We start from the raw sequence: 18,211 nt of genomic DNA, 5'->3' as shown, positions 1-18,211 counted from the left end.
CCCGCCCCGCCCGCCGGTCACCGGCTGGTCGCCAGGTGTCGCCGGCCCGTTACGCGAACGGCCGGGCGAACCCGTCCTGACCCGCCGTGGTGACCCGGAACTCGTTGCCCTCCGGGTCGGCGAGGATGAAGCCGCTGTCGGCGCCGTCGGTGTAGTGCCCGACCTCGCGGGCGCCCAGCGACGACAGCCAGCCGACGACGCGCGCGGCGTCCACCGCGTACAGGTCCAGGTGCAGCCGGCCCGGGCTCGGCACCGATCCGGACACGCGCCGTAAGCGCAGCTTGGGGCCGGCGCCGGCCGGGTGGCGCAGGACGGCCGAGCCGCCATCATGACGCGCGACCTCGTAGCCGAGCGCCGACGACCAGAACCTGACCATCAGCTCCACGTCGACGCAGTCCAGGCTTACCTGGGCCATGCGGATGCCATTCGTTTCAAACCAGGCCACAGGCGCATGATTCCGTATGGCTGACCGGTCTGCGCCGGTGCGTCACCCATGGGCCCGCCGGCCCGTCCGCGCCGGCGTCCCCGCCGCCGCCAGCGCGGGTGGGGCGGAGCGGTACGGTCACTGTCGGGCCTCACCCGGCTACGGTCCGGATGCAGACGCCGTCCAGATGACGCCGTCCGGATACGGATACCGTCCAGATACAGCCACCGTCCGACATGTACTGTCCGGGCATGGCCAGCATCTTCACCCGGATCATCAAGAGGGAGCTGCCCGGACGGATCGTCCACGAGGACGACCACAGCGCGGCGTTCCTGACCATCGCCCCGATCCGGCCGGGGCACACCCTGGTGGTGCCACGACTGGAGGTCGACCACTGGATCGACCTGCCGCCCGACGTCCTGCGGGAGCTGTGGGGCACCGCGGCCCTGGTCGGGCGGGCCATCGACACCGCCTTCCGCCCCCGCAAGGTGGCCGCGCTGCTGGCCGGGCTGGAGGTGCCACACGTGCACGTGCACCTCATCCCGATCGACTCCGAGGCCGACATCTCGTTCGAGGCGGCCGATCACAGCCCTGACCCGGATGCGCTCGACGACGCCGCCGAGCGCATCCGGGCCGCCCTCGCCCGGTAGCGCCTGTCAGGACGGGCCCGGCCGGCCGGGCGGGCCTGGCCGGGCGGGGCTGGCGCTGTGGCCTGGACGAAACGGCCGAGAACCCATGCGATCCGGAGGGATCGGGCTGGCCCGATACGCTGGGGTGTCGTCGTCGTTGTTCCCAACGTGCCCCGGAGTCTGGCCGTGTCCCTCGATCTTCCCGAACCCCCTGCCCGCATCCGGTGGGGGACACGCGCGGATCCGGTCCGCTGCGCCGTGGCGGGGAGGCCGTGGCACCAGGGGCGGGCCCGTGCCCAGGCCGTTCCCGGCGGCCCTGGCGGGCTCGGCTGTCCCGGCCGGGGCGGGGGGCGAGGGGCGGCGGCCGGGCATACCGCGGGCCTCCGGCATTGTCACCCTGGTGGGCCGAACGGCACCACGGCGACCAGTATCGCGGTGGCCGGCGGCAGGCCGTCGGACGGCGGCTCGCCAGGTGGCGGTGGCAGGCTGGGCGACGCGCCGTGCGCGCCTGCACGGGCGTCCGGGTGAGCGAGCCGCTTCCGTCCAGCGTCCGGGCACAGATCGTGGCGTTCGCGGCCGACACCCTCGCCGATCTCCCGGAACAGGACGTGCCGGCCACGCTCGTGGCTGTCCGCCGCTTCATCCCGTCCCGACGGTCCCGGCTCGGAGCGACGCCGCTGGCGGCGGCCATGGCCAACGACGCGGTCTTTCGCGGCCGGGTCGCCGAGCGGCTGCGGCTGGCCCTGCCCGAGCTCGTGGCGTCGCTGGAGTCCGACGAGGGGCCGCCCGAGGCGGCGCCGCCCGAGGAGATCGCGGCCGTCGCCTACGTCCTGCGGCTGCCCGGCTGGGAACGGATGCTCGAGGCCGCCGCCCATGAGGTGGCCGAGGCCGCGGCGTCGGCCCGCGCGGTCGACGCCACCGAGACGGTCACACGTCTGCATGAACAGCTCGACACGCTCCGGCAGAGCGCCAAGGCCGAGAACGACCAGTTGCGGGAACGTCTGGCGGCCGCCCGCTCCGAGGTGGAGGACGCCCGCCGCCGGCTGCGCTCCTCCTCCGACCGGCTCCGCCGGACCGAGAGCACGGCGAACGAGGCCGTCGAGACGGCGGAGAAGGCCCGTGACGAGGCGGTCGCCGCCGCCCGGGACGCCGAGGCCGAGACCCGCCGGCTACGGCAGCGGGTCGCCGAGCTCGAAGCCGCCGCGACCGCGTCCCGGCGGGGCAGCCGGGAGGCCCGCTCCGCCGAGGACGTGCGCCTGCGGGTCCTGCTCGACACGCTGATGGCCGCGGCCAACGGCTTCCGCAAGGAGCTCGCGCTGCCGACCGCCGTGCTGCACCCGGCGGACATCGTCGGCCGTGGTGAGGATGACGCCGCGCCTCTCGACCCGTTCTGCGGGGTCAGCGCCCGCGGCCTGGCCGAGGACGACCCGGCCGTGATCGACGAGGTGCTCGCCGTCCCCGGGGTGCATCTCATCGTGGACGGTTACAACGTCACCAAGCGTGGGTACGGCTCGTTGACGCTGCAGGCGCAGCGCGCCCGGCTGCTGTCCGGGCTCGGCGCGCTGGCCGGCCGCGCGTCCGAGAGCGAGATCACGGTCGTGTTCGACGCGACCGCGGTCACCGCCAGGCCGGTCGGGGTGGCGGCGCCCCGCGGGGTGCGGGTGCTCTTCAGCCGCTCCGGCCAGCTGGCCGACGAGGAGATCGTCCGCCTGGTGCGGGCCGAGCCGGTGGGGCGTCCCGTCGTCGTCGTCACCTCGGACCGCGAGGTGGCCGACACCAGCCGCCGCTCGGGCGCGCGCCCGGTCCCCTCCGCCGCCCTCCTGGCCCGCCTCGACCGCTCCTGACCGCCGGCGGCATCAGGGCTCGTGGTCGTTTCAACAACCCCGTATTGTTGATCATAGTGTTCGGATCGCATGGTTGGACGCGTGAAAACGATGATCGATCCGGAGGACGTCAAGCAGGCCAGAAGCATGATCAGAAAATGAGCGGACCTAACGCAGCGGCATGAGAACCGATCGATCTTGGTGGAGAGTTCCGAAATCGCGGTCCGCTCGGTCGCCGCATGTGTCCCGATCAGGAACGACGCCCAGCGACTGCCACAGTAGGCAGGTCGCCTGCCGGGTCGAACGTGCGTTCTGTAGATCTGGTAGTTTCTGGCGCTTCCGCCCGTCTGGTGACCGCTGTTGCGGGGATTGTGGTGCGGGCGAACGACCAGACCTGCGCCGAGCCGGGGCCGCGTCACTACGGAGCCGGTGCTGCCGTTTGACCGAGTGCGACAAGAAGGCGTTCGCCGAATGCCGGGGTGCCGTGGGCATGCAGGTAGGTAGCGATGTCGTAGGCGGTCAGCGTGGGGCCGGATCTGCCGGTCCTGGCGGCGATGGCACGAACGGCCTTGACAACGAGGTCTGGGTGGAGGTCGAGTTCGTCGAGGAGGAAGTCGTCGAGGGACTGGCGGGTCAGGGGCGCGGGCAGCGCAGCGGGTGGAAAGTCCGCGAGGTTGTCGGTGATGATCACGTCGGCTCGGCTGGCCACGGCGGCGGCGACCACGTGTCGGTCGTCGGGATCGGGGAGTTCGATGGTCGGCACGAGCCGTTCCCAGCCGGTCACGGGCGCTTCCGGGAAGGCGGTCTTCATCTGCCGGAAGAGGCGGGTGAGGTAGGCGTCGGTTTCTTCTGGCGCGGTTCCGCGTTTGCCGAGCAGCACGCGCAGGGTACGTTCGAGCTCGTCCAGGATCTCGGTGGACCACAGCGGCCGGTAGGCACCGGTGCTGGCGATCTCAAGCAGCACGTCGCGGGCCCTGCTGGGCACTAGAACACAGGTGTCGAGCAGCGCGGAGAACATCTGGTCAGCCTTCGGCGTTCTTGCGGGCGGCTTTCAGCGCAGCCCGGGTCTCGTCGGGGCTGACGTCGTAGAGGCCGAGACGCTCGGTGTCGGCGACCATGTCAGCGAAGGCGAGATCAGCGGCATGGCGTTGGCGCCGCCGGTACTCAAGAAGGTCGTCGAGGCGGACCTTGCGGTGACGGCTGGGCTTCTCGAACGGGATGGCGCCGTTCTCCAGCAGCCGGACCAGGGTGGTGCGGGAGATACGGAGCAGATCCGCGGCTTCCTGGGTGGACATCGTCAGATGGTGCGGAGCCACCGTGACGCCCAGGCCCGCCTTCATCGCCGCGGCGACCTGTAGAAGGACGTTGAACATCGGCTCGGGGAGCTCGACGCTGTGCCCGTCCGGGCCGGTGAGCCGAGGCCGTGAGCCGGCGGTCCGCCGGTCGCGGTCGCGAAGCGCGGCCAGGAAGTCAATGATCTCACCGGTGTCCTCATCCGGCAGGTACGTCTCGTCGTGGAGCGGTTCAGGTCGGACGGACGAGGTCATGAACGGCCTCCAAGACGATCGGAGCGATCGACATACTCGTTTCACTCGATTCTACGCCGACCGCTTGATGGTAGCCGTCCGCTGACGGACACCGCGCCCATCCCCAGCTCGAACGGGCACCCGACACTCGACCGCCATCGGATCAGTGCGCCGGAGCTCTCAGGCCCGGAGCCCAGGAGCGGGTGCATAGTCGCGGCGGCGACTCGGTCGGGTGAGGATCTCGACGCTGTCGATGGCCTGGTCGATCGCGCCAGGCAGATGGCCAAGGGGGCCGTCGGTGCGGTGTCCGAGGCGGGTGAGGAGAGCTCGCAGCTGTGGATCGCTGATCGCATCGGTCAGCGCACGGGTGAGGCGCTGCGCGCCGAGTACCTGTTGCTGTCAGCGGCTGCTGTCCGACGCGCGGCCAGATGTCGTCGGTGTGGTCGGCCGGGTCGGGGTGTCGGGGTCGCGGTCGTTCGATGGGTTCGGAACGTTCCGCACGATAGGGGGGCTGGGATGGCTGACGAGCCGTGGGTGGAGCTGTCGGACGCGATCGGGGCGTTGCGCCGGGAGCTGGCGGCGGCGCGGCTGGCGGGTGCCGGTGAGCCGGCGCGGTTCGCTTTGGGGCCGGTGGAGCTGGAGTTCGCCCTTGAGAGGGTGTTCTGCAGGCTTTTGCCGGTTCTCGACTTGGGTTGATCTTTGGGGTGTGGGGCTGATCGTCTTGCGTTCGGTGGCGGGTGCGTTGTGCTGGAAGGCATGACAGAACGCAGGCCGTATCCCAGTGATCTGTCCGATGAGGCGTGGGAACTGATCTGTCCGGTCGTCACCGCGTGGAAGGCGCGGCATCCGTCGGTCAGTGGGCATGAGGGCCGTTACGCGCTGCGGGAGATCGTGAACGCGGTCCTCTACCAGGCCCGGACCGGCTGCCAGTGGCGTTACCTCCCCCACGACCTGCCACCGGTCAGCGCGGTCTACTACTATTTCGGTGCCTGGCGTGACGACGGCACCACCGAGACCGTGCATGATCTGCTGCGCTGGCAGGTCCGTGAGCAGCACCGCCGCCACGCCGATCCGAGCGCGGTCGTGCTGGACTCCCAGACGGTGCGGGCCTCGACCAACGCCTCGGCGGACACCACCGGCCTGGACCCGGGGAAGAAAAGCCCAGGCCGTAAACGTGGGATCGCCACCGATACCCTTGGTCTGCAGGCTCGCGGTGACCGTGGTCGCCGCGAGCGTGCACGACAACACCCTCGGCGCCGCTCTGCTGGACCGGGTGGCCGCCGCCGTCCCATCGGTGCGCAAGGCGTGGGTGGACGCCGGGTTCAAGACCACGGTCGTCGAGCATGGGGCCGGCCTGGGGAGCGACGTGGAGGTCGTCGGCCGCCCGCCGGGAGCGCGGGGGTTCACCCGGCTGCCGAAACGGTGGGTAGTCGAGCAGACGTTCGGCACGTTGATGTTGCACCGGCGTCTGGCCCGGGGCTACGAAGCGAAACCGTCGAGTGCGGTCGCGATGATCCGCTGGTCGATGGTGGACGTGATGGCACGCCGGCTGACGCGTGCTGCCACGGCGACCTGGCGTGACCCGCGGGTCTGACCCGCGGGATGCACCGGGAAAGGTGCCACAGTGTCGATGAACGAGTTGCTGGAGCAGAGCGAGGCCCGGCGGGTGCGGGTCGGGCGGACCATCGACGCACTCCAGCAGGAGATCGCCGGGCTCGGTGAGCAGCTCGCCGCCGCGCGCCAGGCCCTGGAACGCCTGGAGATCACCCGCCGGACAGTGCTGGAACTGACCGCCGAGGACACCACACCGGCCGAGCCTCTCCCACCCGGCTACCGCGACGTGCTGGCCCTGTTCACCCAGGACGACGGCGACGGGCTCCACGCCAAGGACGCCTGCCGGGCACTGGGCCACGGCACCGGACCCCGCCACGTCGAGAACATGCGAGCCAAACTGAAAAGGCTGGTAGACCGGGGTGTTCTCACCGAACCCGAACCCGGCCTGTTCACCCGGCCCCACCCCACCCCAGAGATCAACCCAAACTGGGAACCGGCAAAAGCGTGCAGAACACCCTCTTAGAACAGGGACACGGCCCGCCTCCCGGCGGGGATGCCGGGACGGTCGAGGACCGTATTCTGGCCCGTGAGGCCGACTATTGGGATCGGTTCGCCCGGACCCGTGGCCTGCGCTACGAGCCGGCCACGTTGCGTTCGTCCGTGCTCACCTCGACGTTGTGCGGGGCCGCGGACGCGGCGGAAGCGGTCGCCACGATCGGGCGGGTTCCGCTGCTCGCCGGGATCCGCGGCGATCCTGATCGCCGGCTCGCGGTGGCGTCCTGGCTGCATGAGCTGCATCCGCCCGACACCGGCGACGGGGTGGGTGCGGCGTACTGGGCGGGGTTGACACCCGACCGGCTCGGGGAACACCTGGTCGCGGTTGATCTCGCCGCGGACCGTCCGGACCTGGCGGGCACGCTGCTGGCCGATGCCTCGCCCGGGCAGGCTGTCCAGGCGCTGACCGTGCTCATGCGCGCCCGGGCCCATCAGCCGCGCGCTGCCGGCGAGGTACACCGGCTTGTGCGCGCTCACCCCGGCCTGCTCGGTGCCGCGGCGCTGGTGGTGGCGCGGCAGGTCGATGACCCGTCGGTGCTGCTCGACGCCGTCGCCGATGTGGCGCCCCACCTCACCGTCGATCATGTTCGGCTGCTGGTGAGTGTGCCCCCGGAGCGCAGTCTGATCCTCGACGGTCTCGCCGTAAAGATCACCAATCGCGCTGTTGATCTTTTTCGGGAATGTGCCGTCGCCGATCCCGACGCCTTCCTGCCCAACCTGGCCACGTCGCTGAACAACCTGTCACTGCGGCTGGCTGATCTGGGGCGGCGGGAAGAGGCCCTGGCGGCTGAACAAGGACGAGATGCAATCCTCAGGAACGTCAACAGACGGGATAACGCTCCGCGGGGAGATGCCGGTACGGCAAGCGCACGTAGGCTGACGACGTGGCGCGACCGACTCCGCGATCGGAGACGGCGATGCGGATAACTCGTCGTGCCATCGCTGGGGACGGATGTAGCTGTTCGCCAGGACGCGGATGCGGGAGGCCGCCGAGGTGTCTCGGGCGAGGCGTGTGCTGGCGCGCTGCCTGGCCGAGTCACGCACGGTGGGCGGGGGCGAGGAGGACGGCGGTGGCTGAGCGGGCGGACTGGGCGGAGCTGCGGGAACGGCGGATGGGGGAGCCGGGTGCGCGGGAGGCGTACCAGGCGGCCAGGCTGGCGTTCGAGCTGGGCCGGGCGGTGCGGGAGCTGCGCCTGCGGCGTGCCTGGAGCCAGGCCGAGCTGGCTCGGACGGCAGGCATGACCCAGTCGGCGGTGGCCCGGTTCGAGGCCGGCGGGACAGTACCCACACTCCCCGTGCTGGGTCGGCTGGCCGAGGCTCTCGACGCTGACCTCGACGTTCGCGTCACCCCGCGCTCCGCGGCGTAGGCGACAGCGGTGGCCACGGGATTCGCCGGGGACGTGGTCCCCGGCGTGCACGTCATCGTGGACGGTTACAACGTCACCAAGCGTGGGTACGGTTCGTTGACGTTGCAGGCGCAGCGCGCCCGGCTGCTGTCCGGGCTCGGCGCGCTGGCCGGCCGCGCGTCCGAGAGCGAGATCATGGTCGTGTTCGACGCGACCGCGGTCACCGCCAGGCCGGTCGGGGTGGCGGCGCCCCGCGGGGTGCGGGTGCTCTTCAGCCGCTCCGGCCAGCTGGCCGACGAGGAGATCGTCCGCCTGGTGCGGGCCGAGCCGGTGGGACGTCCCGTCGTCGTCGTCACCTCGGACCGCGAGGTGGCCGACACCAGCCGCCGCTCGGGCGCGCGCCCGGTCCCCTCCGCCGCCCTCCTGGCCCGCCTCGACCGCTCCTGACCGCCAGAGACGTCGTAAGTCATGATCGTCATAGCGATCCAGTATTGTTGATCGTATTGCTCGTGCTATACGATCGGATATATGAAAACGATGATCGATCTGGACGATGCCATGCTGGTGCTGGCTGCCAAAGAGCTGGGCACCACGACGAAGAAGGACACCGTCAACGCCGCGCTCGCGTTTGTGGCCAACCGCCGCCGCCGCATCGAGCAGTTGCTTGACGACCCGTATGCCCTCGGGGTCGGTCCGGACATCGCGGATCCGGAGATCATGCGGCAGGCTCGTCGGTGACCCTCCCGGTCGGTTCCGGCCAGCTCTATCTGATCGACACGTCGGCACACGCGCGGACCGGCCACCCGGCGGTCCGCAACGTCATCGCCGGGCTCATCGCCGACCGGGCCGCGGCCACCTGTGTGACTGTCGACCTGGAGGCCGGCTACTCCGGCCGTGACCTCATCGATGTACGTACGATCGCCGAGCGACGCAGGACTCTCTACGTGACGCTGCCGATCAGCGAGGCTGTCGCCGAGCGGGCACGTGATGTCCAGGTCCGGATGGCCGCCCGGGGCCACCACCGTGCCGCTGGAGTGATCGATCTGCTTACCGCCGCGGTGGCCGAACATCATCGTGCGGTCATCCTGCACTACGACGCCGACTTCGAGCACATCGCGGCCACCACCGGGCAGCCGCACGCGTGGATCGCACCACGCGGCGCTCTCTCCTGACATTCAGCCTTTTAGGGGGCGTTCTACTCGTTGTCGCCGAGCCTCAGCTTGAGTTGATCTTTGGGGTGGTCGGTGGAGCGGGCTGGGGCAGGACGAACAAGCCGGTATCGGGCTCGGTGAGAACACCCCGTTCCACCAGCCGTTCCAACCGGGCTCGCATGCTCTCGACATGCCGGGGCCCAGCGTCCCCACTCAGCGTCCGGCACACCACCGCCTCGTCGTGTCGAACCCCGGGGGGCTGTATGGAATCACCGTTGACCGGCTGGGCCGCGACTATGTGACCTCAGCGCGCAACGCACGCCTCGTCGATATCTGCCAGTATGTGCGGTCCCCGAGTACCGGAGCGCGGGTTATCGAGGCCCTCGCGACCGGCATCCCCGCGGTCACGGAGGCACTCGCCACCCAGGGCCTCCCGCCGGCGCACTACGTTGACAACGGCATCCGATTCACCGTGGTCCTTCATCAGGCTCAGGCTCAGGCACGGCCGGTGCTCACCCACGTCGAACAGCGGGTCCTCGACGCCGTCAACAACGGCATCGAGACCGCCAACGACCTGGCCGCCGAGCTCGATGTAACCGCGCAGTATGTGCGCAAGATCCTCCGCGGCCTGCGCGAGCGCGGAATGATCACTCAGCAGGGCGGAAGGGGACGGCGCACCGTTTACCACCCTACGGGCCGTTCGGGATCTTAGCGGCCGGTAGGCGTCGGCGCTGGCAGCAGATCGGAGACAGCGTTCCCCGTCGGAGACAAGTCCGGCAACCGGCAGGGGTGGTACGAGGTGGCGGTCCCGCTCGCCGAGGCACGCCACGCCGAACATCTGGTAGCGCTGGAAGAGGGAGGCTGATCGACGATGAGCGGACGAACCGCCGCCGGCTGGCACACCTACGAGGACACCGGCGAACTGCTCGCTGAACTCGGCCTCGACGACGCCGACATGACCCGGGCACGTGAGGTCACCGAAGATCACATCCGGGCGTGGCATCTCGCCCAGGTCCGTGCCGAGCAGGACCGCACCCAGTCCGACCTCGCCGCCGCGATGGGGGTCTCCCAGCCGCGCGTCTCCGCCCTCGAACGGGGCGAACTCGACAGCGTCACCATCTCTACCCTGCGTGCCTACGTCAGTGCCCTCGGCGGCAAGCTCCGCATCGTCGCTGACTTCGGCGATCGGGAGTACCGCCTGACCTGACGCCAACGACCGGTAGCGTGGCACAAAGGCCGGTAACCGTTGCCGACCTGGGACAGGTGACGGTTCGCGCGTCCGGCGGTCAAGCTGTCCGGTCTCGGCCGGCATGCCGGTCAACTTCAGAGGACGGCGGTGGCTGAGCGGGCGGACTGGGCGGAGCTGAGGGAACGGCGGATGGGCGAGCCGGGCGCGCGGGAGGCGTACCAGGCGGCCAGGCTGGCGTTCGAGCTGGGCCGAGCGGTGCGGGAGCTGCGCCTGCGGCGTGCCTGGAGCCAGGCTGAGCTGGCTCGGACGGCAGGTATGACCCAGTCGGCGGTGGCCCGGTTCGAGGCCGGCGGGACGGTACCCGCACTCCCCGTGCTGGGGCGGCTGGCCGAGGCTCTCGACGCTGACCTCGACGTTCGCGTCACCCCTCGTTCCGCGGCGTAGGCGACAGCGGTGGCCACGGGATTCGCCGGGGGCGTGGTCTCGCCAGGTTCACGGAACGTACGTTCGACGACATCGACATCGACATCGACATCGAGCCGTGCCACTGGCGGAAACATCCACCCAACTCGATGAGTGCAATCAATGCGCCTTCGCCGACAGCCAGCAGCGATCAAGGAAAGTGTGAAAGTCGAGCACGTGATGACAGCTTCCGCATCTACCACGCCGGTTGAGGCGTGCCGTGCAGATCTTCTTGTGTCGCCCGACGATTTCAAACGAGTCTGTCGCGTTCACCGGGTCCTTGGTTGGCAAGCATGATGTCTTGTATGCGGACCACCTTGACCATCGATGATGACGTCGCCCGGCTGATCGAGGAGGCTGTCCACCGCGAGCGTCGCCTCATGAAGCAGATCGTCAACGACGCGTTGTGGCGCGCCTTGGCGCCGCCCGATGCCAGACAGGAGCCATACCGTCTGACACCGCACGAGTCGGCTGTACGGCCGGGATTCGATCCGTCTGGTTTCAACCGGCTCGCCGACGAACTGGAGGACGAGTAGATCATGGATAATGTGCGGCAGCCTCGTGATCGTCCTCGACGTCAATCTGCTGCTTTGCACGGTCATCTCAGGCTTCCCGCAGCACTCGCGGGCGCACGCGTGGTGGGAACAGGCTGTCAACAGACCTGCCCGTGTTGGTCTGACCCAGCCTGACGCTGTCTGCTCAGGAGGCGGCAGACCTGCTGGGCATCTCGCGCACCACGCTGGTCCGGCTGTTGGAGAGCGGCGTCATTCCGTTCGAGAAACCGAGCCGCCACCGCGAGGTCCGGCTCGACGACCTGCTCGAATACCGCAGGCGTCAGCGCAACGCGGCCGTAGATCACCTGAAAGCACCCAGGGTGCCTACCGGCCCGTAGGCGCGCCAGCGGCGCACATCGCACAGGGTGTCGTCCATTGTCTTCCGGTAGTTATTTTGTTAACTGTGCCGCGTCTGGCGGATTCGTGGCCGCATGGGTGGCGCCCAGGTGCCGTTCGCGGTCTTGTCGCCACCACCAACGGTTCCTGTCTGGTGATCCGAGCGGCCACGCGGCGGCGAAGCGGACAAGGCCCAGTTCGTCGAGCTGGGCATCGCCGTGGTCTCGAGTCTGTTCGACGAGGTCCTCTATGCCAGCCTTCGACAGTTCCGGCTACGGAAAGTCGTGTCTACCTCCCCACTTCTGTGGTGTGCCATCTAGCAGAACCCCCTACCTTCTGTGGTGAGACAAGGGCGAAAACCCCTACCTTCTGTGGTGCCGGCAGGTAGCCGCGGTCCATGCGAGACGACGAGCTGCGCCGCGTCCTCGCCGATGCGAACCCGTGGTGGGCAAGCGCGGCAGCCGGTACGGACCCGACGGCGTGGGCTCGCGCCAACCGCGTCCTGCGCGGCCGGGCCGGTTCCGGGGCCGGGCAGCGCATCCGCCAACTCCTCCCGATGGGTTTCCGTGACTACCTCACCGCCACCCACCCCCGGCTGCCTCTCCCACCGGTCAGCCATCCCGGTGAGCTCGACAGCACATCGGCGGCCGGCGCGCTGTCCGCCCTCGCGTTCAGCGTCGACGACTTCGACCTCGCCTGGCAGGACTACCTGACCTGCGGCGGTTTCCCCCGCGCGGTCGCCGAGCACCACCGCGCCGGCGCCGTCAGCCCCACCTACCTGCGCGACCTGCTCGCCTGGCTGCGCGCGGACGTCGATCCAGAGGCGTCCACCGACTCCGTCCCGCTCCTGCTCACCGGAATCGCCGCGCGCATGACCAGCCCGCTGAACCTCACCGCCACCGCCGCCGAACTCGGCTACCCCAACCGCGACCTGTTCGAACGCCGCATCATCCGCCTGGTCAACTCACACGCCGCCCTGCGCTGCCGCCAGCGCACCGACGACGGCCGGGCCGTCGCCGGGACCCGGCACAAGCTGTATCTCACCGACCCGCTCCTCGCCTGGCTGCCGGCACTGACCAGCCCCGGCCTGCCCCGCCCGGAGTTCCCCGCACTGAGCGAGATGGCCCTCGCCGTCGCCCTCGCCCGTGCCGTCGACCAGCACGACGAAGGACGCTGGATCGCCGACGACACCATCGGCTATGCCCGCACCGGCTCCGGTGGCGAGATCGACCTCAGCCCTGTCCGTATCCCCGGCACCGCCGGCCCCATGGCGACCACCCCCATCGAATCCAAGTGGATCGACACCGGCTGGCGCGCCGAAGCCCGCCGCATCGACGCCAGGTACGGCCACGGCATCCTCGCCACCAAATCCATCCTCGACCTCGACCACCCGGTCAGGGCCGTCCCGGCCCCCATGCTCGCCAGCCTCCTCGGCTGAGGCCGGGTGGTACTTCAGGCGACGGCCTTCGGCGAGCGCCTGCTGACGGCACGCGGCAGTCCACGCACAGCCTGATGACCGTTCTGACGCAACGTCAGGCGAAGAGCTCGACAGCGCATGTGGCCGCGCCGCTGCGCGCGATGCGGGCGTCGCTGGTGATCAGGGGAAGTCCCAGCGCCTCGGCGAGGGCCACGTACTGCGCGTCGTACGCGCTGAGGTTGTGATGCAGTTCGCGGACCCGCCGCCAGAGGATCAGTGTCTCGTGCCGCACGAGCGGCAGTATCTGGTAATCGGCGACGGCCTTCGTCGTCTCTCGTTCGGTGATCTTGTTGCCTCGAAGCATCCCGAACAGCGCCGAGACCACTTCGTAGTCGAGCAGGCCAGGTGCCGCGAGCGACTCGAGGCTGGCGAGCCGGCGGCGTACGGCGGCTCCACCCGCACCCTGGTCTGTCAGCGTCCGTACCAGCGCCGAACAGTCGATCACGGCCGCTACATCGCTCAACGGCGTTGCCTGCCCTCGTCGATCGCGGCAAGGATGTCCGAGGTGCTGACGTCGGACCGTGTCTCGCGGTCGAGGCGGGTCATCATGTCCGCCAGGGACGGCGTCCGTGCGTCGCGCGTGACCAGGTCGAGCAGGTACGTCTGTAGGCTGCGTCCCCCCTTCGCTGCCTTGATTTTCAACGCTTCGAGGGTGGACTCGGAGACGTCGCGGATAGTGATCGCAGTCATGCCTGCATTTTACCTACAGTGCCTGCGATACGCCATCGAGATCGTTAGTGGCGGACGAAGAGCGTGTCCGAGATCGTTCCATCCGTGGGCAATGACCGTTGAGGACCGGTCCGGCTACCCGAGACGGCGGCGTTACGCTGGCTCGGGAGGATCAGGCCGTCGGGTCGCCTGGAGGAGGTGTGCCATCGCCACGGAGATGATTGCTCCCGCCTGGATGCACCAGCAGATCACGGTGGAGCAGTACGACTCCTGGTCCGAGGAGCAGTGCGCGGGCATCGAGATCGTGGACGGGGCGGTCGTCGTGAGCCCTCGTGCGTCCAAGCGCCACAACCGGCTGGTCAAGATTCTTGCGGTCGCGCTGGAGGCAGCTGCCAGGCCGGGCTGGAACGCGGATTTCGACTTCGATGTTCGGCTACAGGAGGTGCCGCTGACGAACCGGCGCCCGGACGTCGTCGTGTACCGCGCCGACACGATCGACATCATGCCGGCCCGTCCCGAGCACATCCTGCTTGTCGTCGAGGTCGTCTCACCGGGCTCGGAGACGACCGACCGGGTCGTCAAGGCCGAGCAGTACGCACGGGCCGGGATCTCGTACTACTGGCGGGTCGAGCAGCCCCCCGCGGGCGTCCCGGTCGTCCGCACCTACGTCATCGATCCGGCGACCAGGGCATACCGTGACGATGAGGTCTTCACGGGTGTCGTTGACGCCGTCGCGCCTTTCCCCGTCAAGATCGACCTTGCTCGGCTGTAGCGGCGTCAAGCCTGGGCTTTCTGGTGGGGTCAGGGGCTGGGTGGCCAGGTCTCGTTCTTCGTCCGGGCTGTGCTGGGTTCTCCTGCTGGTCCCGGCATCCTTCCTCTGGCGGCCTCGGCATCATTCCTGATTCATGCTTTCGGTCTGGTCGTCGCGCTGTCCGGTGGACCGCTGGGGGTGTCGGGGCGGAAAAGTTGTCGGACCTGGTGCCTACGGTGGGTCCCGACGCGATCGCGTCACCCGTGGCGGTCATGTCATGACCGTTCGGGTCGGCTCGAGGCGGCCGGTTCCGGCCGGGGAGGCGGAGACGATGCTGATCGACTGTGGCACCTGCGTGGTGCGCGGGGCCGCGTGTGGGGACTGCGTGGTGCGTGTTCTGCTGGAGCCCGCCGGCGGTGTCGTCGACTGGGACGACAACGAGCAGCGGGCCGTGGACGCCCTCGTCGCCGGTGGCCTGATCCCACGCTCCCGGTTCGTCCCCCCGGTGGCGTCCGCGACGCCCAGGAAGGCCAGGGAGACCAGGAACGCCGAGGACGCCGAGGACGCCGGGAACGCCGAGAGCGCGGCGCCGGTGCCGATGGCGCAGGTGCTGCCGTTGCCCCGTCCCGTGAACGGCCCCCGTGAACGCGCCCGCCGGACCGGTTAGCCCACATCCTTCCCCCGCGGCGGCGCGTCACGGCCGGGCCGGCCGGGTGAGCCGGGCCGGGCGGTGGCTCCGGCGGCGCGTGCTGGTGGTGATGGTGGCTGTCTGCGTGGCGGCCGCCGTCGGGATGGTGCCAGCTGTCACCGGCCAGGCAGGTCAGGAGCGTGACGGTCACGCAGTTGCCGGTCGGGGAAATGCCGTTCTCGGGGACGCGGCGGCTGAGGCCCGGCCACAGCCCGTGCCGCGCCCGGCCGGTCGGGGCCTGGCTGGGCAGGGGGCGGCTGGGCAGCCGGCCGGGCGTTTGCTGGTCGTCGGGGGCGCGCCGTCGTCGCGGCTGGACCAGGTGCGCCGTGACGCCGACGAGGCGCTGCGTTATGTGCGCGGTGTCTGGGACGGGCCGTGGGCCGACCGGGTCGTGGTGGAGGTTCCCGCGGACGGCGCAGGCTTCCGTGCCGCGTCGGGGCGGGCAGGCGGTGAGGCCGCGGTCGCGGTGCTCCCGTGGAAGGCCGGGGGAGCCGGTGCTCCCGGGCCGTCGTCCGATGGCATCGGGGGCGGTGCTCCGCCGCCGGGGTGCCCATCGGGTGGATGCCCTTCCGGAGCGTTGCCCGATGGCGGCACCGGCAGTGGTACCAGTAGTGGCACCGGAGGTGGTATCAGTAGTGGTACCGGCAGTGGCGTCGGCAGTGGCACCGGCCATGGTGCCGGCGGCGGGAGCGGGGATGACGGGCCGGGTGCTGGTCGTGTGATCGTCGATCCGGAGGTCTACGACCGGCTGAGCGCCGAGGGGCGGCAGGTGGTGCTGCGGCACGAGTTCACCCACCTGGCCAGCGCGGACGTGACCGGGGCGGGCACCCCGACGTGGCTGGTGGAGGGGCTCGCCGAGACCGTGGGCCACGCCGGGGTACGGCTGGCGGTGGCCCGGGCGGCCACGGAACTGGCCGCCGAGGTACGCGCGGGCCGGCTACCGGACGCGCTGCCCGACGACGCGGCGTTCTCCGCGACGGACGGGAGCGTCCCCGTCCGCTACCAGCAGGCGTGGCTGGCCTGCCGGCTGATCGCGGACCGGGCCGGCCTGGACGGGCTGGTCAGGTTCTACCGGCAGGCCGGGACCGGCGCCGGCGACCCGCAGGCGCGGCTGGCCGATGCGCTGCGGGCGGTCCTGGGCGTCACCGAGGCCGATTTCGTCGCACAGTGGAGATCATATATGGACGTACAGTTACGCCCCTGACCGCTTGCGGTCGCTGGGGGAGCCGTCCCGCTCCGGTCGGGATGTCTCCTGTCACGGGCTGCCTGCCGTCGGGGCGTTCTGGCGGGATGCTGGAGGATGGCCCGATGCGGGTGCTGGTCGTAAGCAATGACTTTCCGCCGCGTCCCGGTGGGATTCAGGCATATGTGTACAACTTCGCCAGCCGGTTACCCGCCGCGGAGGTGATCGTCTACGCTCCCGCGTGGCGGGGCGCGGGCGCGTTCGACGCGGCCGCGCCGTTCCCCGTGGTGCGGCATCCGACGACCCTGATGCTGCCCGTCCCGGACGTGCAGCGCCGGGCCCGGGCGATCGCCCGTTCGGAGAAGTGCGACGTCGTCTGGTTCGGGGCGGCCGCGCCGCTGGGCCTGCTCGCGGCCGGCCTGCGCCGCGACCCGGGGGTGGGCCGGATCGTCGCGAGCACGCACGGTCACGAGGTGGGCTGGGCGGTGCTGCCGGGCCCGCGGCAGGTGCTGCGCCGCATCGGGCGGACGGTCGACGCCGTCACCTACCTGACCGACTACACCAGGACGCGGCTCGCGCCGGCCCTCGGCCACCGGCCGGCCCTCGCCCGGCTGCCCGGCGGCGTCGACACCGGGTTCTTCCGGCCGGGTGTGGGACGCGACGACATCCGCCGGCGGCACGGCCTCGCCGACCGTCCGGTCGTGGTGTGCGTGAGCAGGCTGGTCGAGCGCAAGGGGCAGGACATGCTGATCAGGGCACTGCCGGCCTGGCGCCGCCGGGCGCCCGGGACGGCGCTGCTGCTCGTCGGCGGGGGCCCGCACCGGCCGGCGCTGCAACGGCTGGCCCGGGACGCCGGGGTGGCCGAGCACGTGGTGATGACCGGTTCGGTCCCCTGGGAGGAACTGCCCGCCCACTACGCCGCCGGTGACGTCTTCGCGATGCCGTGCCGGACGCGGCGGGCGGGCCTGGAGGTCGAAGGCCTCGGGATCGTCTACCTGGAGGCGTCGGCCACGGGGCTGCCGGTCGTCGCCGGGCGCAGCGGCGGGGCGCCGGACGCGGTGCTCGACGGCCGGACCGGGACCGTCGTCGACGGCGGCGACCCGCGGGCGGTGACCGATGCCGTCGGCGCACTGCTGGCCGATCCCGACCGGGCCCGGGCCATGGGCGCGGCCGGCCGCGCCTGGGTCGAGGAGGCCTGGCGCTGGGACGTCCTCGCGGCCCGGCTGCGCGACCTGCTGCTCCCGGACGCCGCCCAGGCGTGATCCGGCAGGCATGACCACGACAGGCCTGACCGCGCCAGGTCTGATTACCGACAGGCATGTTTTATGTCGTGGCCCGCACGCCGTGTCACGCTCCTCGTGGTCCGGCCGACGCGCCGGCCGCGCGCGCCGGCCGCCGCGGCCGTGTCCCGCCCAGCGGCGCCCGCCGTCTGACATGATCCCGGACGTGAGTCCCTCGCCCGTGCAGATCGATCTGGTCGACGAGGTCTTCCTGGCCGTCGACCCGGCTGTGGTGTCCACGGCGGTCCACGACCCGGCATGGTGGCGCGCGCTGTGGCCGGATCTCGAGCTCACCGTCTTCCAGGACCGGGGTGCCGAGGGGCTGCGCTTCACGGTGACCGGCGCGCTGGTCGGGACCAGCGAGATCTGGCTCGAGCCGTGGGGCGACGGGGCCGTCGCGCACGTCTTCCTGCGGGCGGACGCCACCCACCGGGGACGGCCGGCCGAGGCCCGCCGGCTGCGTCCACGCGCCGCGACACGGTGGGCGCGCCGCCGCTCGCTGCACACCAAGCGCCAGCTCAACGTGCTCAAGGATGTCCTTGAGGCGGGCCGCGCGCCCGGCGAGCCGGCGGTGGCGCCTCCACCGCAGCCCACGGCATCCACCGGGCCCACTT

Annotated in this window: 24 protein-coding genes and 2 pseudogenes; 21 read left to right on the top strand and 5 right to left on the bottom strand. The window is 70.7% G+C overall.

All coding sequences use genetic code 11. The features are described 5' to 3' along the window. Positions 1-49 precede the first annotated feature (49 nt). A complete protein-coding gene (locus tag NBW84_RS03645; protein ID WP_250281688.1) occupies positions 50-415 on the bottom strand; it encodes a VOC family protein in 366 nt (121 codons plus the stop codon). A gap of 260 nt (positions 416-675) precedes the next feature. Here NBW84_RS03645 and NBW84_RS03640 point away from each other — a divergent pair, with 260 nt between their 5' ends. Continuing rightward, a complete protein-coding gene (locus NBW84_RS03640) occupies positions 676-1,074 on the top strand; it encodes an HIT family protein (RefSeq protein ID WP_250281686.1) in 399 nt (132 codons plus the stop codon). Positions 1,075-1,577: 503 nt separating this feature from the next. Continuing rightward, positions 1,578-2,897, top strand: a complete 1,320-nt coding sequence (locus NBW84_RS03635) for an NYN domain-containing protein (protein WP_250281685.1) — start codon at positions 1,578-1,580, stop codon at positions 2,895-2,897. A gap of 397 nt (positions 2,898-3,294) precedes the next feature. Here NBW84_RS03635 and NBW84_RS03630 read toward each other — a convergent pair whose 3' ends face one another. Continuing rightward, complete coding sequence (locus NBW84_RS03630) at positions 3,295-3,894, bottom strand: PIN domain-containing protein (RefSeq protein WP_250281683.1); 600 nt, start codon at positions 3,892-3,894, stop codon at positions 3,295-3,297. Positions 3,895-3,898: 4 nt separating this feature from the next. After that, complete coding sequence (locus NBW84_RS03625) at positions 3,899-4,423, bottom strand: helix-turn-helix domain-containing protein (RefSeq protein ID WP_250281680.1); 525 nt, start codon at positions 4,421-4,423, stop codon at positions 3,899-3,901. A 495-nt stretch (positions 4,424-4,918) separates the two neighbouring features. Here NBW84_RS03625 and NBW84_RS03620 point away from each other — a divergent pair, with 495 nt between their 5' ends. The 14 genes and pseudogenes from NBW84_RS03620 to NBW84_RS03555 all read left to right on the top strand — a co-directional run bounded on the left by NBW84_RS03620 (position 4,919) and on the right by NBW84_RS03555 (position 12,987). After that, a complete protein-coding gene (locus tag NBW84_RS03620; RefSeq protein WP_250281678.1) occupies positions 4,919-5,098 on the top strand; it encodes a trypco2 family protein in 180 nt (59 codons plus the stop codon). Positions 5,099-5,158: 60 nt separating this feature from the next. Then, positions 5,159-5,996: pseudogene (locus NBW84_RS03615) on the top strand (IS5 family transposase). Between the two features lie 36 nt (positions 5,997-6,032). Next, a complete protein-coding gene (locus NBW84_RS03610; protein WP_250281676.1) occupies positions 6,033-6,479 on the top strand; it encodes a hypothetical protein in 447 nt (148 codons plus the stop codon). After that, positions 6,461-7,438 carry a hypothetical protein gene (locus NBW84_RS03605; RefSeq protein WP_250281675.1) on the top strand — a complete coding sequence of 326 codons (978 nt, stop codon included), beginning with the start codon at positions 6,461-6,463 and terminating at the stop codon, positions 7,436-7,438. The genes NBW84_RS03610 and NBW84_RS03605 overlap by 19 nt, the downstream gene beginning before the upstream one ends. A 143-nt stretch (positions 7,439-7,581) precedes the next feature. After that, complete coding sequence (locus tag NBW84_RS03600; protein ID WP_250281672.1) at positions 7,582-7,878, top strand: helix-turn-helix domain-containing protein; 297 nt, start codon at positions 7,582-7,584, stop codon at positions 7,876-7,878. A gap of 36 nt (positions 7,879-7,914) precedes the next feature. Beyond that, positions 7,915-8,304, top strand: a pseudogene (locus NBW84_RS03595) (NYN domain-containing protein); the annotation flags it as partial. An 81-nt stretch (positions 8,305-8,385) separates the two neighbouring features. Beyond that, positions 8,386-8,595, top strand: coding sequence for a type II toxin-antitoxin system VapB family antitoxin (locus tag NBW84_RS03590; protein WP_250281671.1), 210 nt, complete (start codon positions 8,386-8,388; stop codon positions 8,593-8,595). Beyond that, entirely contained in the window at positions 8,592-9,029 is a 438-nt protein-coding gene (locus NBW84_RS03585; protein ID WP_250281669.1) for a PIN domain-containing protein, read from the top strand. The genes NBW84_RS03590 and NBW84_RS03585 overlap by 4 nt, the downstream gene beginning before the upstream one ends. Before the next feature lie 169 nt (positions 9,030-9,198). Further along, on the top strand, positions 9,199-9,720 hold the full coding sequence (locus tag NBW84_RS03580) for an ATP-binding protein (RefSeq protein ID WP_250281666.1): 522 nt from the start codon (positions 9,199-9,201) through the stop codon (positions 9,718-9,720). Positions 9,721-9,879: 159 nt separating this feature from the next. Beyond that, the gene (locus tag NBW84_RS03575) at positions 9,880-10,215 is read left to right on the top strand and encodes an XRE family transcriptional regulator (protein ID WP_250281665.1); all 336 of its coding nucleotides are present in this window, start codon (positions 9,880-9,882) and stop codon (positions 10,213-10,215) included. A gap of 129 nt (positions 10,216-10,344) precedes the next feature. Beyond that, a complete protein-coding gene (locus NBW84_RS03570; protein ID WP_250281663.1) occupies positions 10,345-10,641 on the top strand; it encodes a helix-turn-helix domain-containing protein in 297 nt (98 codons plus the stop codon). Between the two features lie 323 nt (positions 10,642-10,964). Next, positions 10,965-11,195 (top strand): hypothetical protein, encoded by a 231-nt coding sequence (locus tag NBW84_RS03565; RefSeq protein ID WP_250281661.1) that lies wholly within the window; start codon positions 10,965-10,967, stop codon positions 11,193-11,195. A 149-nt stretch (positions 11,196-11,344) separates the two neighbouring features. Then, positions 11,345-11,551: a helix-turn-helix domain-containing protein gene (locus tag NBW84_RS03560; protein WP_445548469.1), complete on the top strand. Its 207-nt coding sequence runs from the start codon at positions 11,345-11,347 to the stop codon at positions 11,549-11,551. Between the two features lie 395 nt (positions 11,552-11,946). Further along, on the top strand, positions 11,947-12,987 hold the full coding sequence (locus NBW84_RS03555; protein ID WP_250281659.1) for a hypothetical protein: 1,041 nt from the start codon (positions 11,947-11,949) through the stop codon (positions 12,985-12,987). Positions 12,988-13,081: 94 nt separating this feature from the next. Here NBW84_RS03555 and NBW84_RS03550 read toward each other — a convergent pair whose 3' ends face one another. Beyond that, positions 13,082-13,489, bottom strand: a complete 408-nt coding sequence (locus tag NBW84_RS03550) for a type II toxin-antitoxin system VapC family toxin (RefSeq protein WP_250281657.1) — start codon at positions 13,487-13,489, stop codon at positions 13,082-13,084. After that, on the bottom strand, positions 13,486-13,716 hold the full coding sequence (locus tag NBW84_RS03545; RefSeq protein ID WP_013874367.1) for a FitA-like ribbon-helix-helix domain-containing protein: 231 nt from the start codon (positions 13,714-13,716) through the stop codon (positions 13,486-13,488). The genes NBW84_RS03550 and NBW84_RS03545 overlap by 4 nt, the downstream gene beginning before the upstream one ends. Before the next feature lie 196 nt (positions 13,717-13,912). Between NBW84_RS03545 and NBW84_RS03540 the strand changes: the two genes are divergently transcribed. From NBW84_RS03540 to NBW84_RS03520, 5 genes are all read left to right on the top strand, one after another. Beyond that, positions 13,913-14,467 (top strand): Uma2 family endonuclease, encoded by a 555-nt coding sequence (locus tag NBW84_RS03540; protein WP_250281655.1) that lies wholly within the window; start codon positions 13,913-13,915, stop codon positions 14,465-14,467. Positions 14,468-14,777: 310 nt separating this feature from the next. Next, positions 14,778-15,113: a hypothetical protein gene (locus NBW84_RS03535; RefSeq protein ID WP_250281654.1), complete on the top strand. Its 336-nt coding sequence runs from the start codon at positions 14,778-14,780 to the stop codon at positions 15,111-15,113. 298 nt (positions 15,114-15,411) lie between these two features. Further along, entirely contained in the window at positions 15,412-16,338 is a 927-nt protein-coding gene (locus NBW84_RS03530) for a hypothetical protein (protein ID WP_250281652.1), read from the top strand. A 104-nt stretch (positions 16,339-16,442) separates the two neighbouring features. After that, positions 16,443-17,579, top strand: a complete 1,137-nt coding sequence (locus NBW84_RS03525; RefSeq protein WP_250281650.1) for a glycosyltransferase family 4 protein — start codon at positions 16,443-16,445, stop codon at positions 17,577-17,579. 184 nt (positions 17,580-17,763) lie between these two features. Then, positions 17,764-18,211, top strand: a 448-nt coding sequence (locus NBW84_RS03520; protein ID WP_250281648.1) for a hypothetical protein, incomplete at its 3' end; no start/stop codon positions are given.

The sequence above is a fragment of the Protofrankia sp. CiP1_Cm_nod2 genome (genome assembly GCF_920664355.1).
In the GTDB taxonomy this organism is placed as follows: domain Bacteria; phylum Actinomycetota; class Actinomycetes; order Frankiales; family Frankiaceae; genus Protofrankia.
The sequence above is the reverse complement of the archived record's forward strand: the minus strand, read 5'-3'. Positions and strand labels throughout refer to the sequence as shown.

Coding starts and splice junctions, on each gene's coding strand:
- NBW84_RS03645 (WP_250281688.1), bottom strand. CDS start 415: ATGGCCCAGGTAAGCCTGGACTGCGTCGACGTGGAGCTGATGGTCAGG.
- NBW84_RS03640 (WP_250281686.1), top strand. CDS start 676: ATGGCCAGCATCTTCACCCGGATCATCAAGAGGGAGCTGCCCGGACGG.
- NBW84_RS03630 (WP_250281683.1), bottom strand. CDS start 3,894: ATGTTCTCCGCGCTGCTCGACACCTGTGTTCTAGTGCCCAGCAGGGCC.
- NBW84_RS03625 (WP_250281680.1), bottom strand. CDS start 4,423: ATGACCTCGTCCGTCCGACCTGAACCGCTCCACGACGAGACGTACCTG.
- NBW84_RS03620 (WP_250281678.1), top strand. CDS start 4,919: ATGGCTGACGAGCCGTGGGTGGAGCTGTCGGACGCGATCGGGGCGTTG.
- NBW84_RS03610 (WP_250281676.1), top strand. CDS start 6,033: ATGAACGAGTTGCTGGAGCAGAGCGAGGCCCGGCGGGTGCGGGTCGGG.
- NBW84_RS03590 (WP_250281671.1), top strand. CDS start 8,386: ATGAAAACGATGATCGATCTGGACGATGCCATGCTGGTGCTGGCTGCC.
- NBW84_RS03580 (WP_250281666.1), top strand. CDS start 9,199: ATGCCGGGGCCCAGCGTCCCCACTCAGCGTCCGGCACACCACCGCCTC.
- NBW84_RS03575 (WP_250281665.1), top strand. CDS start 9,880: ATGAGCGGACGAACCGCCGCCGGCTGGCACACCTACGAGGACACCGGC.
- NBW84_RS03565 (WP_250281661.1), top strand. CDS start 10,965: ATGCGGACCACCTTGACCATCGATGATGACGTCGCCCGGCTGATCGAG.
- NBW84_RS03555 (WP_250281659.1), top strand. CDS start 11,947: ATGCGAGACGACGAGCTGCGCCGCGTCCTCGCCGATGCGAACCCGTGG.
- NBW84_RS03545 (WP_013874367.1), bottom strand. CDS start 13,716: ATGACTGCGATCACTATCCGCGACGTCTCCGAGTCCACCCTCGAAGCG.
- NBW84_RS03540 (WP_250281655.1), top strand. CDS start 13,913: ATGATTGCTCCCGCCTGGATGCACCAGCAGATCACGGTGGAGCAGTAC.
- NBW84_RS03535 (WP_250281654.1), top strand. CDS start 14,778: ATGCTGATCGACTGTGGCACCTGCGTGGTGCGCGGGGCCGCGTGTGGG.
- NBW84_RS03525 (WP_250281650.1), top strand. CDS start 16,443: ATGCGGGTGCTGGTCGTAAGCAATGACTTTCCGCCGCGTCCCGGTGGG.